This window comes from Legionella sp. ST3F1 (assembly GCF_048553315.1).
GTDB lineage: Bacteria > Pseudomonadota > Gammaproteobacteria > Legionellales > Legionellaceae > Tatlockia > Tatlockia donaldsonii.
The window spans coordinates 14868-28332 of record NZ_JBLZIO010000024.1 but is presented as its reverse complement, the minus strand read 5'-3'; the positions used below and the strand labels follow the sequence as shown (position 1 = coordinate 28332).

Below are 13465 nucleotides of genomic sequence, written 5' to 3'. Positions count from 1 at the left end.
ATTATTCTCCTGGTCCAGGTTTAGGTGGTGTTGTACCACGGATTACTACAGCAGGGTTTTGGCGCATTTGGCTACTGACTTTTTCCAGATTAGCAGCAATTGTATCAAGACGGCGTATGAGTGTTAAAGTGGGTGGCAAGGCTTGCTGTGAAATTTGATTAATTGTTGTTTTACCTGCATCCATAGCGGAGGATACCTTATTTCCGGCGTTCGTCATCGCATTCACGGTAACCTTTAAATCTCTAACTATCTCAGGTAGTTGATGACTTGCGTCAGTAAGATTTTTTATGAGGATATCCGCATTTTCCAGGCTTTGGTTAATGTGTTTACCATTCTTGGCGATAACGCCACTAAAACTCTCTAAATTCGCCAGGGTCTTTTTGATGTACTTTGCATTTTCACGATCAAAAATCCGGCTAATTTCCACACTTACCTTATTCACATTCTCGGATACATCCTTCAATGCTTTGTCGAGTTGATTAAAAAGAGAGGGTTTAGCTGGAATAATGGGATAAGGTTCACTGGGCAATTTCTCCAAAGGCGTTAAATCGGACGAACTTGCTGACAGTCCTACATAAGTTGTTCCTGTAATTCCTTGGGAAATTAAAGTGGCCGAGGTGCTCGTGGTGATAGGGGTTCCCTCTTCAATATTAAGTAGAATTTTAACCTGTTGTGGATCGCGGCGATTGAGGGTAATTTTTCTTACAAAGCCAACTTTCACACCATTATATTTAACAGGTGATTCTTCGCTTAATCCTGAAACTGCTTCATGAATATAAACCACATAAAGACGGTATTGTTTTTGATCAAAGCCAACAGATAGCCATAGACCAGCCGCGATAAGTCCTCCGAGAAGGATTAGCACTGCCAAGCCGACTATTGTGTAGTTGGTTTTTGCTTCCAATAAACATACTCCTATTCTTTCGCTCTCAAACAGTTTAAAAGGTACTGAAGTATTCGGCAATCAAAGGATGCGGATTTTTTATCAATTCCTCTATTGGCTCGACAGCTAATATTTTTCCTTCACCGATAAAGGCGACTCGATCCGTAGTTCGTTTTATTGACTCCATGTCATGACTAACCATCACAATAGTCAGATCCAACGAGTCTCTTAAAAAAAGAATCAGCTCATCAAATTGTCTGGCACTGCGCGGGTCAAGCCCGGTTGTGGGCTCATCCAGGAATAATAATTCTGGATCCATTGCAATGGCGCGTGCTGCTGCTGCACGTCGCTGCATTCCACCACTTAACTCCGAGGGATATTTTCCGGCTGCCTCTTTAGGTAATCCTACCAAGGAAATCTTAAGCATGGCGAGATGTTCCATAAATTTTGTGTCAAGGGTGGTGAATTCTTGCATAGGAAAAACAATATTTTCTAACACGGTCATTGCGGAGAAAAGAGCACTGTGTTGGAACAACATACCCCAGCGACGACGAAGTGCATCTGCTTTGGCACTGGTTAAATTTGCAATATCCTGGCCAAAAACTTTTAGAGAGCCCTCGGTAGGTTTTAACAACATAAGAAGACTGCGCAAAATGGTTGTTTTACCGCTGCCGCTGCCGCCGATAATCGCTAAGATTTCACCTTTTTTCACCGTCAGATTAACATCAGAATGCACCCACTGCCCACCGAGATAATTTTTTAATCCTTTAATTTCAATAACTGGCTCACTCATTTTTAAAGCCCCATCCAGCTATAAACAACGGAGAATGCCGCATCAGCAACAATAATTAAAAATAACGATTGGACAACGCTTCTTGTGGTTTGGCTGCCAATGGTATCTGCTTCTACTTTAAAGCCTTGAAAACAGCCTACCAGAGCAATCAAAATGGCAAAGGCAGGGGCTTTATACAACCCTAACAGGAGCTGATCTAAGCCTACTGAATCTTTCAAACGAGCCATGAAATCAAAGTAACCGACATTCAATATCCATTTGGACATGAGCATAGCACCGATGATACTAAAAACGTCTGCCCAGAAAATAAGCAGTGGGAAAACGAGTAGTAAGCCAAGAACCTTAGGCAAGACTAATAATTCTGTAGGGGATAAACCCATTGTTTTAAGGGCATCAACTTCTTCATTGATTTGCATGCTGCCAATCTGGGCGGTGAAGGCGGAACTGGTCCTTCCTGCCACAATGATCGCTGTAATGAGCGGAGCAAATTCACGGAAGATAGCCATACCTGATAAATAGGCAATAAAAATATTGGCTCCATAGGTTTGTAGTTGTAAGCCCATCTGATAAGCGAGAACAATACCGATTAGGAAAGACAGCAAAGCAAGAATCGGCAGAGCCTGAATGCCAGCAGAAGCAACATTTGAAGCAATACTGGGTAATTGAAAACGTTTCCAATAGCCCAAGGCTTCAAAAAGTTTGGAGCTTAAGTCGCCAATTAAAATGACGAATCCATCGGCCTGGCGCAACTTATGGACAGTTTCTTCACCAAGTCGGGCTAATATATTTTTTTTCTTCGGGGTTGGCGGTTTGTAATCCAAATTACTTTTCTTTTCCGCCACGAGCTTTATTAGTGAATCTTGTTCTTTGGCAAATTCAACGAGTTCTACTTCCTTCCCATCAGACTTCAGGATCTCCACACACTGTAGTAAGGCTAAGGCACCAGCGCTATCAAATTGGCTAAGCTCGGTGCCACTAACGGTAATTTTTTCTACCTTGGGCAGCGGGGTTTTTTTAAAACGGTCAACCAATCCATCTAAATGGAGAACTGACCAAGAGCCTTGGCATTGATAGCGATGGCTTTCTTCGTTAAAGATAAATTGGCTTGCAGGTTTTACCTTGGTCATGATTGCGATCATTTCAAGAAATAGCCTAGGATAATACGAAATCACCTGCCACAGCAAAGTACTTGTAAAAGCGTGAATCATTTTAAACGACTGCAAATTTTCTTTTGGAACATTGATCCTGGCTATTTCCGTGTGAAGCATGCCTTTAAAACGGTTTTAGCCATTGTCATTGCTTTATGGTTTGTCCGTAATGAAACTCATTTTACGAAAGCAATGACTGGTTTGGCCTGCGGTATGTCTATGCAAGGGATGATAGCTAAATCGTTTATTTCGCGAGTTGTACAAGTGATCCTGTTTGATCTGGCTTTTTTTGCAGCGTTTATCACGGGTCTATGGGTACGGGATTTTCCTCATTTATGCCCAGTCGTTTTAGTGGTGCTTGGTTTTACAGTCAATTACATGCGGCGTTTTGGTTTAAGTAACAGTGTTGCGCCAATGAAAGTGTGGACGCTTTGTTTTTTGGCAATTGTTATCCCGTTGCAAACAACAGAGTGGTGGACGTCTGTTTATGGGTTTATTATTGGTTTAGTGGCAGGAGCACTGACTCTTCTTTTTGTTTTTCCTGAAAATTACGCCAAACTATTTATTAATAATTCTAATCGATTATTTAAAGCCTTAGCGCGAGGCATGAATGCATGCCGACGACATATTTTGTTTCCGGTTCCGCCGCGAAACATTGCCCGGCTTTCTTTTGTACGGATACGAGACGTATTGCATCGCTTATTAGACAGTAATCAGACCATCGTGCAAGGCCTGGCAATTAATGAACGTGAGAAATTAATTGATGGGATAATGATTCAGGAATATGCATTAATCCATGCTTATAACATGATGGTGGATTCTTATAAGACTATTCTGGTAAAAAATTATCAATTGTCGCCCTCGAAACGCCTTGCTTTGAGTGCAATAAACAGGCAGTTTGCAGCGTTGTTGACGTCATTAACGATGAACAAAGATTATTCTGTTACGGCGCAAACTTGTCGAATTTCGATGGCAAAAATTACAGAAAAGCTAAGTCAGGAAACGTTAACAGATCCTGCTTTAGTGATGGCTTTTCTCAATCTAAAGCTTAGTTTTAATTTGCTGCATGAAAATATACTGCGTTTACAGCGGGGTGAGAATGCAAATTAGAAATACAACAAAAATGGCATTTCAAGCCGCTATGGCAATCTCGATTGCTGAAGTTATCAATGGGTATTTTCAGATGGAGCGTGGCTATTGGATCATTTTAACAGCGATGGCTCTAACGACTCAGACTTGGGGGGAGAGTATTAAACGCTCTATTGAGCGGGTTAGTATGACGATTTTAGGTGGTCTTTGCGGAACGGGATTATATTTTTTATTGCCTGCTAATGACACACTCATTCTTGTTTTACTTTTAACGTTTGTATTTTTTACTGTCTACATATTGCCAATTAATCATCTTTTGGGTGTGTTTACATTAACCGGTTTTGTGGTATTTCTTTTTGCATTACTTGGTGATTGGACGCTGTTTTTACTGAGAGAGCGCATTTTAGATACGGTTTTGGGGGCGTTAATCGCTATTTTTGTTGGCTGTATTTTTTTACCAGTAAGAACCAATATAATCGATGTTTTCATTGGTTATCTGGAAAAAATGAATGCTGCATTAGCATTGACTTTTACTACCCAACAGCAAAGCAGTCCAGTAATTAGTAATCAAAATCTGTATGCTGATTTTCAAACAATCCGCAAGCAAGCCATCGCGATTCGTTATGAAGTTCTTTTTCATCGTCTTAGTCGACAGGAGTTTAATTCCCTACTGATGCACATGGCTTTTTCCACCCAGTACGTTGCTGGTTTAACCGAGGCTTATCGTTGGTTGGTTTGTTATCTAACTAATGAGGATAAGGCGCATTTAGAGACGGCTGTTAAAACCACACAACATAATCTCGCTGTATTGATAAAACATCTTAAAAGACAAAAACATCCCAGCATGCTGCCAGTAATCAATTTAACTGACTTGTTAACGAAGGCAATTAGTACGGATGCACAGCGTTTTGCTTCTTTAGAAAGTGAAGCACTGGGTTTTTATAGCTTGATGTATTTTTTTACTCGCCTAAATGCTCAATTAAATGAGTCTTATCGTTTGTTAAGCCACGTGTATGATTAGATCTTTCCAAACGTGCCTGTGGAAGGAAATTGCTTTGATGCGCTATTCGCATCCTCCCATACTGGCGTTCTTTGCTCCGAGCCTCCCTGCACTTTCCTTCGCCACAGCAACTTTTGGAAGAGGCCTGCTGAGCAAATTCAGTGTTCTCTAGTTGAAATTATTAGATTGTGATAAAATTCAAGCCATTTTTTCTGCTGTTGTGTACAGGACATGCAAGACGACTACAGCCAATTTGAAAAACGTAAGCAAGATCATATTGCGCTAGCTTTGATGCAAAGCAACCAAGCCAGTGAAATGAATGTATTGGATCAAGTATCTTTATGTCATGAAGCGCTGCCCGATATGGATTTTAATGAGCTCGTTATAGAAAGTCAGCGTTTTGGCCAGACCATTGCGAAACCATTTTTTGTCAGTTCTATGACCGCGGGGCATCATGATGCGGTTAATATTAATCGCAACCTGATTGCTGCGTGTGCAGCAAGTGGCTGGGCTATGGGCGTTGGTTCTCAGCGTCGTGAATTAACAGATAACCAGGCTGCTTTTGAGTGGCAATCATTGCGTCGCGATTTTCCTGAGGTAAGTTTGTTCAGTAATTTAGGTATTGCCCAATTAATTAATACACCACTTCCTCAAATTCAACGTTTAACCGAAGCCTTGCAAGCCACGGCGTTAATTATTCATTGCAATCCTTTGCAAGAAGCAATTCAACCGGAAGGAACTCCACAATTTAAAGGTTGTTGGAGTGCACTAACCAAATTAGTGGCTACACTGCCTTTACCGATTGTCATTAAAGAAACAGGCTGTGGGTTCTCCTTGTCTACTTTACGTCGTTTAAATGAGATTGGAATTGCCGCTGTCGATGTCAGTGGTCTTGGTGGTACGCACTGGGGGCGAATTGAAGGACATCGTGCTGCTGAGGGAAGTATGAAGCATAAGACGTCGATCACTTTTCGCAATTGGGGAATAGACACCGTACAAAGTGTTAACAATGCGGCCTCTTTGAGGCCGATGTTTGAAATATGGGGATCTGGCGGTGTTCGTCATGGTTTGGATGCAGCAAAATTATTTGCGCTTGGCGCCACGTCCGTAGGTTTTGCCAAACCAATGCTAGATGCAGCCTTGCAAAGTGCACAGCAGGTGCATGAGTTAATGGCATCTATTGAATATGAGTTAAAGGTTGCCATGTTTTGTACGGGCAGTCGTGTAATCAGTGAGTTGAAGGAGAAGGCATGCTGTTAAGCAGTCAAGCAGGTCAATTATTCCAGGGTTTTTCTAAATTGAATCGCGAGGAAAGATTTCAGCGCTTATTGGAGTTAGGTGCACTTACTGCAGAGGATGTTGCCTATTTAGTCAAGGGCGGTGTCAGCGACACCATTCTTGCGGATAAACTGATTGAAAATGTGATTGGTTATTTCCAGCTTCCTTTGGGAGTGGCCACTAATTTTTGTATTGATGGCCAGGATTATGTCATTCCGCTTGCGGTGGAAGAAACCTCTATTATCGCTGCTTTGTCGAAAACGGCGAAATGGATAAGACAACACGGTGAAATTCAGACCCAGGTTAAGGGTGAGTGCATTATTGGTCAAATTCAGCTGGCAAAAGTAGATAATTTGGAGCGTTTTGCTGCGATCTTCCACGAAAACAAGCAATTCTTAATTGAAAAGGCGAATGAAGAAGTTGCCTTTAACATGGTTCGACGGGGTGGTGGCGTGGTTGATTTAGAGTTGCGGCAGTTGCAACGCGAAGACGGCCATAAAATGGCGGTTATTCATTTAATGATGAATAGCTGTGATGCGATGGGTGCAAACATTATTAATCAGGTGTTGGAATACTTAAAAGGCCCCTTGGAAAATTTAACTGGTGAACAAGTCACCATGTGTATTTTATCTAACTTGAATGATCAGAAATTAACAACGGCTACAGTAACCATTCGCGATGTTGAGACGGAGTTAGGAGAGCGTTTACAAGAGGCTTCACTCTTTGCTGAAATGGATCCTTATCGTGCAGCAACTCATAACAAAGGTGTGATGAATGGAATTGATCCTGTTTTGATTGCAACAGGCAATGATTGGCGGGCAGTGGAAGCTGGTATTCATGCTTATGCAGCTCGTACAGGTCATTATCAAGCCATAACCCGTTGGCGCTACGCGGATGGGGTTCTAACCGGTCAATTAACCGCTCCAATTATTGTGGGCACAGTAGGAGGGGTCACGGCTCTTCACCCCACCGCAAAACTTTGTTTGCGTATGATGGGAATTGAGTCAGCAAACCATTTATCACGGATTATTGCCGCAGTAGGCCTGGTACAAAATCTGGGTGCTATCAAGGCATTGTGCACTGAGGGTATTATTCAGGGGCATATGAAGTTACATATTGATAATTTACTGATGGTGGCCGGCGCAACTGATAGTGAGATGCCGATATTAAAAGAGCGCTTACAAAGCTGGTTAGTCACTAACAAGCGAGTCAGTTTAAACAATGCCTGTGAGTTGTTGACTGAGATCAGGCAGGCGCAGACTGCAACATGAAATGGCGTATTCCTGCAAAAACTTTTTTACTCGGTGAATATGCCGCTGTGGCTGGTGAATCAGCTATTGTGTTAACGACATCACCCTGTTTTGAATTGTCACTTGCCAACGAGGCAACTATACAAGGTATTCATCCTGAATCACCTGCAGGGCAATGGTGGGCTCATCATCGCATACCCGAACAGGGACTCCTCTGGCATGATCCTTACCAAGGCAGGGGAGGACTCGGTGCTTCCAGTGCTCAGTTTCTTGCGGTCTATCTTGCCTGCTCTTATTTATTGCATGTAACGCCCAATCGTAAGGCAATGCTGGATGCTTACTATCAATCAGCCTGGCGAGGGGATGGGTTAAAACCCAGCGGTTATGATGTATTGGCTCAATCACAACATCGCTGTGTATCTATTAATCGTCAGCGAAATGTTATTAAAACCTATGATTGGGTTTTTAAAGATATTTCTTTTTTACTGTTGCATAGCGGGCAGAAATTAGCTACGCATTATCATTTGCAAAGGGCAACCTTACCGAGTTCTATTAACCAATTGGCAGTGACAGTTGATTTGGCAGAGGCTGCTTTTGAACAGATAAATAGTGAATGGTTGATACAGGCAGTGAATACCTATCAGCAGCAGCTGGCTGATCTTCACCTGGTAGCCCCGCATAGTTTGCACCATCTGAATGCCTTTCGGGCGCAGCCAGATGTCTTGGCTGCCAAAGGCTGTGGCGCCTTGGGAGCGGACGTACTCTTGCTGGTAGTGCCTAGTAATTGCTTGAAAACGAAGGTAAAAGAGTTGCGTTTGGAAGGGTGGACAATCCTGGCAACCAGCGATGATTTATATACTGGGCGCGCCTTAATGAAAAATAAACCCCATAAAACACTTGAAATTTTACCCTGATCCGGTATGATTCCAGCCTCTTTGGGGCCGTTAGCTCAGTCGGTAGAGCAGGAGGCTTTTAACCTCTGTGTCATAGGTTCGAATCCTATACGGCCCACCATTTTAGGAGTGTATTTCGCACTTCACTAAAATGAGTAGCTGAAAAATTGTTTACCCTGTAAGGGCCGTTAGCTCAGTCGGTAGAGCAGGAGGCTTTTAACCTCTGTGTCATAGGTTCGAATCCTATACGGCCCACCAATTCTGGCTTAGCTGCTGTTTAAAGCTAAAACACAGCGTAACAATCCTGATAGTTAAGTTTACTTCGAACAATGCGCTCGTAGCTCAGCTGGATAGAGTACTTGGCTTCGAACCAAGGTGTCGGGGGTTCGAGTCCCTCCGAGCGCGCCATTTAGAGTTCTTCCCCAATCCGGGGCATTAATCAAGAACATAAAACCTTAGCCCTTACTCTATAATTTTCAAAGTTTCTAAAGCCATAGCTCTTCATGCATCTTTCGATGAACCCCTTCTGTTATCCATTATGTTCTGAGGTATTTAAAAGCGTTTTGTTTGAGTGCTTTAACTATTTCCAAAAGCCGGGTAATAAGCGCTTATATTTTTTCGCAGTGCAATGCTTTTTGGGGTAGGGCATTGAGGATGCTGGTTTGAAAAGACCTAAAGAGGTAGAACTAGGAAGTAAAAATTCTGTAGTACCTGCAATTAAAATTCAATTGCAAGGCACTACAGAATCAAATACTATAAATCTGCGTTTGACGTGTTTAAATGCAATAAGCGCTGACAGAGGGAACTGGTAATTCCCGCCGCCAGCTAACCACAATCTATCTCGGAGGATAAATTATGGCTAAACGAATCTTAGTCTATTTCAGTTTTGTATTTCAATGGCATGTCCGTAAGAAGCCGCCAAAATTTCCCATTATTTACACCGGTTGAACCTTAAGAGCATGGTTTATAGCGTGCTTTTAATTCGCTTTTAACCAGAAATCTTAATCATTTCAGCGACTAGAGACACAGGGATTATTTTTTCAATAATTCCTGTGCTAAGTCACACCTTTAAAAAATAAAGGAAGAATAATGGCGACAACAAAGCGAGAAACCTTAACGGAAACGAATTTAATCGATAGTCCCTTCTTTCAAGTCTTTGCAAAAAATTACCTGGACTATTTAGGGAATAGTAATCCTACCCACAAACAGCTAGCCGAAATCCAGGCCTTACTTTCCAATACCTGGATAAGACTACCGATTTGTTTCGACCTGCGTTTAAGTGGGCAGGAAAAGCAGTGCCTCTATTTATCCGCCCAAGGCAAAGGACTGAAAGAAATTGCAGCGTTTCTAAAGGTCTCCATGCGGCGAGTGACTCAATATCGGCAAGCTATCTTTAAAAAATTAGGATGCAGGAATATAACCAGTGCAATTATTGTAGGCATTCGCTATGGGGTGATTAAGAGGGGGGAGGTACTGGACGATTAAATTGGTTTGGTAAGTTGCAAATTGCACTTCCTGTGTCAGCACATCCTTGTGCTGGCTCCCTTTTCCCGGACATCGTGTCCTGATATTTGCAACTTCCAATAACGCCAGTATGACTTAATTGCTGATGCGCGTCATTAAGACAAACCAGGTAAATAATGTGAGAAATATCTTACAAACTCTCATTAGGGTCTTTTGTGCAGATAGTTCGCGAAGAAGGATAAAGCAATTGAGCTAGTCTATATCGGAGTGAAATTCTCATTTAAAGTGTATTTTTCCGATTTTTGAGGTCTTACTTATTGGAAATAACGACGGCCACTCCAAGAATATTTCTTTATTGTTAGTTAACAATAAAAACGAACTGGCCCCATTTTATGATCTTCTATGCACAGCGATTTATGAAAGTTTGCATAAGGATTTTTCTTTTAGAATTGGGGAGCGATATACTTTTGCCAAAATAGGTTTGAATCAGTTGCTCCTTCTTGAGAAGGAGCTAGATATAAAAAAAGATACATTCACCCAACGAATTAAAGACATACGAGAGCTAATTCTAACGAATAAAGACCTGGTTCTGGAAGAAATAATGGATAAACACCCACGAGCAAAAATACCTAAACGTATAAGTGCCTTGATTGCAAAGCGAGCAAAAGGGTTACGTCAGCAAGGTGTGTGTTAAATGGATTCTATTCAAACTCCAGATGGACGCACCCTCACATACATGTCGGTGGGACCAGTAGATGGGCCATTGGTATTACATCAACATGGTGGCCCCGGAAGCCGATACGAAGCCTTGCTTCTATCCGACATTGCGCAATCAGTTGGGGTGCGAATCGTCGTGGTTGATCGCCCGGGAATGGGGAAATCGACCCTACAGCGACCGCGTAGCTTTAAAGGATGGGCTGATGATCTACAAAGCGTGGCGACGGCTTTGCAAGCTGAGGTATTCGCTGTTACCGGCGTTTCCGAAGGGGGACCCTGGGCACTAGCGGCAGCCTACTATATCTCCGAGATGCGCTTGGCGAATGTTACTTGCATGGCCGGCGCCTGCTACGGAACCTTCGGTACCAATTGGGCTGCTCGATACCTATCTAAAGCTGACGCAATCGGAGGGCGCCTCGCTGTGCACTTTCGAGCTGGATTCTCGGTGATGTACGCAATGCTCGGCCTCTATGTCACCAGGTTCCCAAAGCAATACGCCAAAACAATCATGAATGCCGTTTGCAAGTCGGATCAGGATGTCCTGAAACGGCCAGGAGCCATGGATATGTTTATACAAGACGGTGTGGAATGTTTCCGGCATGGTTCATCCGGTCTGGTCCTCGATGCAGAATTGTTGTATAAAAAATGGGCGTTTGATGTCACCAAGATTGTTCGCCCTGTACATTTCTGGCAGGGACTTGCTGACACATTAATCCCACCGATTATTAACCAGACCGTAGCAGAGAAAATCCCAGGGGCAATCTGGCATCCTGTGAGTGGGGAGGGACACCTGCTAACATTCGTTCATCCCGAGATCTTTCAACAAGCCAAAGACGATATCCAATCACGTTTCTAGAAGGGCCGTGCATGCCACATCCGATAGCAGTTTGTTTGCTTGCAAACGCGCTATAACATCGGTAGTGTTGGAAGCCCACTATCCCTGAGATCAATAAAATCAATTTTATCTAATGATAGTTCACTAACTTCATCAGATTCTTCATCACTAAACGACATCGTTGATTGGCCTGTTTCTAAATTGATTAGTAAAGATAACGTTTCATTATCGTTAGCAACAATGGGTGCATTGATTTCAAGTTTGATCTGGGAGGTTAATTTTAATAACCCTTCTTTAGCATAGTTTATAAGCAGATCACACATGCCTTCAGAGGAGTCATTAAAAGCCCGCCCTCCTGCAATCAAACAGATTAATTCTGATTTGTTTTCTGTATTCTTTATAAATGATGTAACAAGCTTGTTTAAATCACTCGTTATCTGGGATTGTTTAAAAAAATGAATAAGAAGCGCTGATTTTTCAGTCGGATTAATTAATGCAAATGCAACGCAGGTACGCAAGCCTGTGGTTAATACATTCTGATAGTCATCATTTGCTTGGAGTATTGCACCTTGACCGGTACCGACTTTATAGGTTATATCGGAATAATCGAATTGTTGTGTTGGAAAATCTTCTCGCGTAAAAAACTGGTACATCTTAAAAGCCTTTCTAAAAGATCGTAATTTTAACAGTGTGATCATTATTTGACAATTAAGGGGGGGTATCCGCTCGCGCGCAGCACTAGGGATTTAATTTGTCCTTGGGTTTTCTAATTTTGGTGTCCAGTGATGTAGCCAAACAGGATTGAGCGACTTAAGTAAGGGGCTAAAAAATTGGGTTAATCTTTCAATGTCAGCTCCACTAAATTCTTATAAATCAACAAGTCAAAGTACCTGGGTTCTTTATTTCTAGGTTTCAAAAAAGGCTGCAACAGAGTCTTGTATGGCCATTGTATCGTCAAAGCCCAGTTTGATTAATGCGCGGGTGAATTCTCTTTCGAATAACAGAAAGCTTAGTAAATCACCGGAGTGGCGTTTAGCACCAAGAAAATTAAGCAGTAGGCGTAATAAGAGCGGGATACTGTTGTAATGAGATTGAGCAATAGTAGCTATATCTACACTAGGCCGTAAATGTAAAATCTGAACAGTTCGCCAGGATGCTTGCTGTTTTTTCTCCGGTGGTACCAGACTGGCAATATTGTTCATATGATTGATTAGCTCAATATCACGATCGAGGTTATCTAAAAACAAACCATTGATCATCCCCCCTAAAACACGTGAAAAATCGATGTCACCATCCCGTATTTTTTCAGGAGTACCTTTTCTTAATTGCCGATTTCCAATTACTAATATTTTATCTGCTTGGCAATGAATTGCGCCACGTAGAGGAGCCTCTAATCCTAAATGACCATCTCCGTAATGAAAACCATCTATTTTTGAAGGCGGGAAGAACAGAGGCAGTGCTGTCGATGCCAGAAAATATTCCATTTCCAGATTGATCCGTTGACTAATATGCAGGGGATGATCCCAATCTTCAAAATCCTCAGAATGATGTTGATAGAAAGAAATGGTTTTTTGAGTTTCATAACAGTTGCTGATGATTTCAAGCGTTTCGATGTGTTTATTCTTAATGGCATTGTTCACGTCCTCGAAGTCGATAACTCTTTTGAGGAAACCGCGCAAAGGTGTTGTATCAAGAATATGTCCTAAAAGACGTTGTTTAAAAAACATGCTACTCATGTTGCGCATCGCTGTTTTACTGAGTGCATAATTGCTTGTTTTAAAAATTTCCGGACAAGTAATATCACCCCATAATTCACTTAACTTGCTGGCGCTAGCAGAAAAATCCAGCGCATTTTCAGCTAACACAGCAGTATTAATACTGCCGACGCTGGCTCCAGTGAGTATATTAAAAGGAATCTTTTTGGCATTTGTAATGGTACTAATCGCTTTGAGAGCCCCGGCCTGATAGGCTCCTCGAGCTCCACCGCCTGCCAGGTAAAGTGCAATTTTAGCCATTTCTTACTGTTTTAGAGGGAGAGGTAAAAAATATAGTCCTGTTGCAAGCTGCTGGCAAGTAATAGCTTAACTGGAGGAAAATTATTTATTCCTACTCATA

Annotated in this window: 13 protein-coding genes and 3 tRNA genes; 11 read left to right on the top strand and 5 right to left on the bottom strand. The window is 42.1% G+C overall.

Going from position 1 to position 13465, the window contains the following annotated elements; translation table 11 throughout:
• Position 1: 1 nt before the first annotated feature.
• From ACN4Z1_RS14135 to ACN4Z1_RS14125, 3 genes are read right to left on the bottom strand one after another with little or no spacing between them, the layout of a single operon-like run.
• On the bottom strand, positions 2-904 hold the full coding sequence (locus ACN4Z1_RS14135; protein WP_228364490.1) for an MlaD family protein: 903 nt from the start codon (positions 902-904) through the stop codon (positions 2-4).
• Between the two features lie 34 nt (positions 905-938).
• Positions 939-1676: an ABC transporter ATP-binding protein gene (locus ACN4Z1_RS14130; RefSeq protein WP_115220467.1), complete on the bottom strand. Its 738-nt coding sequence runs from the start codon at positions 1674-1676 to the stop codon at positions 939-941.
• Between the two features lie 2 nt (positions 1677-1678).
• Positions 1679-2803: an MlaE family ABC transporter permease gene (locus tag ACN4Z1_RS14125; protein WP_419386490.1), complete on the bottom strand. Its 1125-nt coding sequence runs from the start codon at positions 2801-2803 to the stop codon at positions 1679-1681.
• 72 nt (positions 2804-2875) lie between these two features.
• Here ACN4Z1_RS14125 and ACN4Z1_RS14120 point away from each other — a divergent pair, with 72 nt between their 5' ends.
• The 11 genes from ACN4Z1_RS14120 to ACN4Z1_RS14070 all read left to right on the top strand — a co-directional run bounded on the left by ACN4Z1_RS14120 (position 2876) and on the right by ACN4Z1_RS14070 (position 11371).
• Entirely contained in the window at positions 2876-3934 is a 1059-nt protein-coding gene (locus ACN4Z1_RS14120) for a hypothetical protein (RefSeq protein WP_228364491.1), read from the top strand.
• Positions 3924-4934, top strand: a complete 1011-nt coding sequence (locus ACN4Z1_RS14115) for an FUSC family protein (RefSeq protein WP_419388195.1) — start codon at positions 3924-3926, stop codon at positions 4932-4934. Before ACN4Z1_RS14120 ends, ACN4Z1_RS14115 begins: the two co-directional genes overlap by 11 nt.
• 210 nt (positions 4935-5144) lie before the next feature.
• Positions 5145-6173: a type 2 isopentenyl-diphosphate Delta-isomerase gene (gene fni / locus ACN4Z1_RS14110; RefSeq protein ID WP_419386492.1), complete on the top strand. Its 1029-nt coding sequence runs from the start codon at positions 5145-5147 to the stop codon at positions 6171-6173.
• The gene (locus ACN4Z1_RS14105) at positions 6164-7462 is read left to right on the top strand and encodes a hydroxymethylglutaryl-CoA reductase, degradative (RefSeq protein WP_419386493.1); all 1299 of its coding nucleotides are present in this window, start codon (positions 6164-6166) and stop codon (positions 7460-7462) included. The genes fni and ACN4Z1_RS14105 overlap by 10 nt, the downstream gene beginning before the upstream one ends.
• Positions 7459-8355, top strand: coding sequence for a hypothetical protein (locus ACN4Z1_RS14100; protein ID WP_228364498.1), 897 nt, complete (start codon positions 7459-7461; stop codon positions 8353-8355). The genes ACN4Z1_RS14105 and ACN4Z1_RS14100 overlap by 4 nt, the downstream gene beginning before the upstream one ends.
• A gap of 24 nt (positions 8356-8379) precedes the next feature.
• A tRNA-Lys gene (locus tag ACN4Z1_RS14095) sits at positions 8380-8455 on the top strand.
• A 61-nt stretch (positions 8456-8516) separates the two neighbouring features.
• Positions 8517-8592 (top strand) — tRNA-Lys (locus tag ACN4Z1_RS14090).
• A gap of 73 nt (positions 8593-8665) precedes the next feature.
• Positions 8666-8742 (top strand) — tRNA-Arg (locus ACN4Z1_RS14085).
• Positions 8743-9423: 681 nt separating this feature from the next.
• On the top strand, positions 9424-9819 hold the full coding sequence (locus tag ACN4Z1_RS14080) for a response regulator transcription factor (protein ID WP_419388196.1): 396 nt from the start codon (positions 9424-9426) through the stop codon (positions 9817-9819).
• A 268-nt stretch (positions 9820-10087) separates the two neighbouring features.
• A complete protein-coding gene (locus tag ACN4Z1_RS14075) occupies positions 10088-10492 on the top strand; it encodes a HipA domain-containing protein (RefSeq protein ID WP_419413467.1) in 405 nt (134 codons plus the stop codon).
• Positions 10493-11371: an alpha/beta fold hydrolase gene (locus tag ACN4Z1_RS14070; protein WP_419388197.1), complete on the top strand. Its 879-nt coding sequence runs from the start codon at positions 10493-10495 to the stop codon at positions 11369-11371.
• A gap of 50 nt (positions 11372-11421) precedes the next feature.
• On the opposite strand, the gene ACN4Z1_RS14065 is transcribed toward ACN4Z1_RS14070, so the two are convergent.
• A complete protein-coding gene (locus ACN4Z1_RS14065; RefSeq protein ID WP_419387101.1) occupies positions 11422-12003 on the bottom strand; it encodes a hypothetical protein in 582 nt (193 codons plus the stop codon).
• 252 nt (positions 12004-12255) lie between these two features.
• Entirely contained in the window at positions 12256-13365 is a 1110-nt protein-coding gene (locus ACN4Z1_RS14060) for a patatin-like phospholipase family protein (protein WP_228364604.1), read from the bottom strand.
• Positions 13366-13465: the final 100 nt, after the last annotated feature.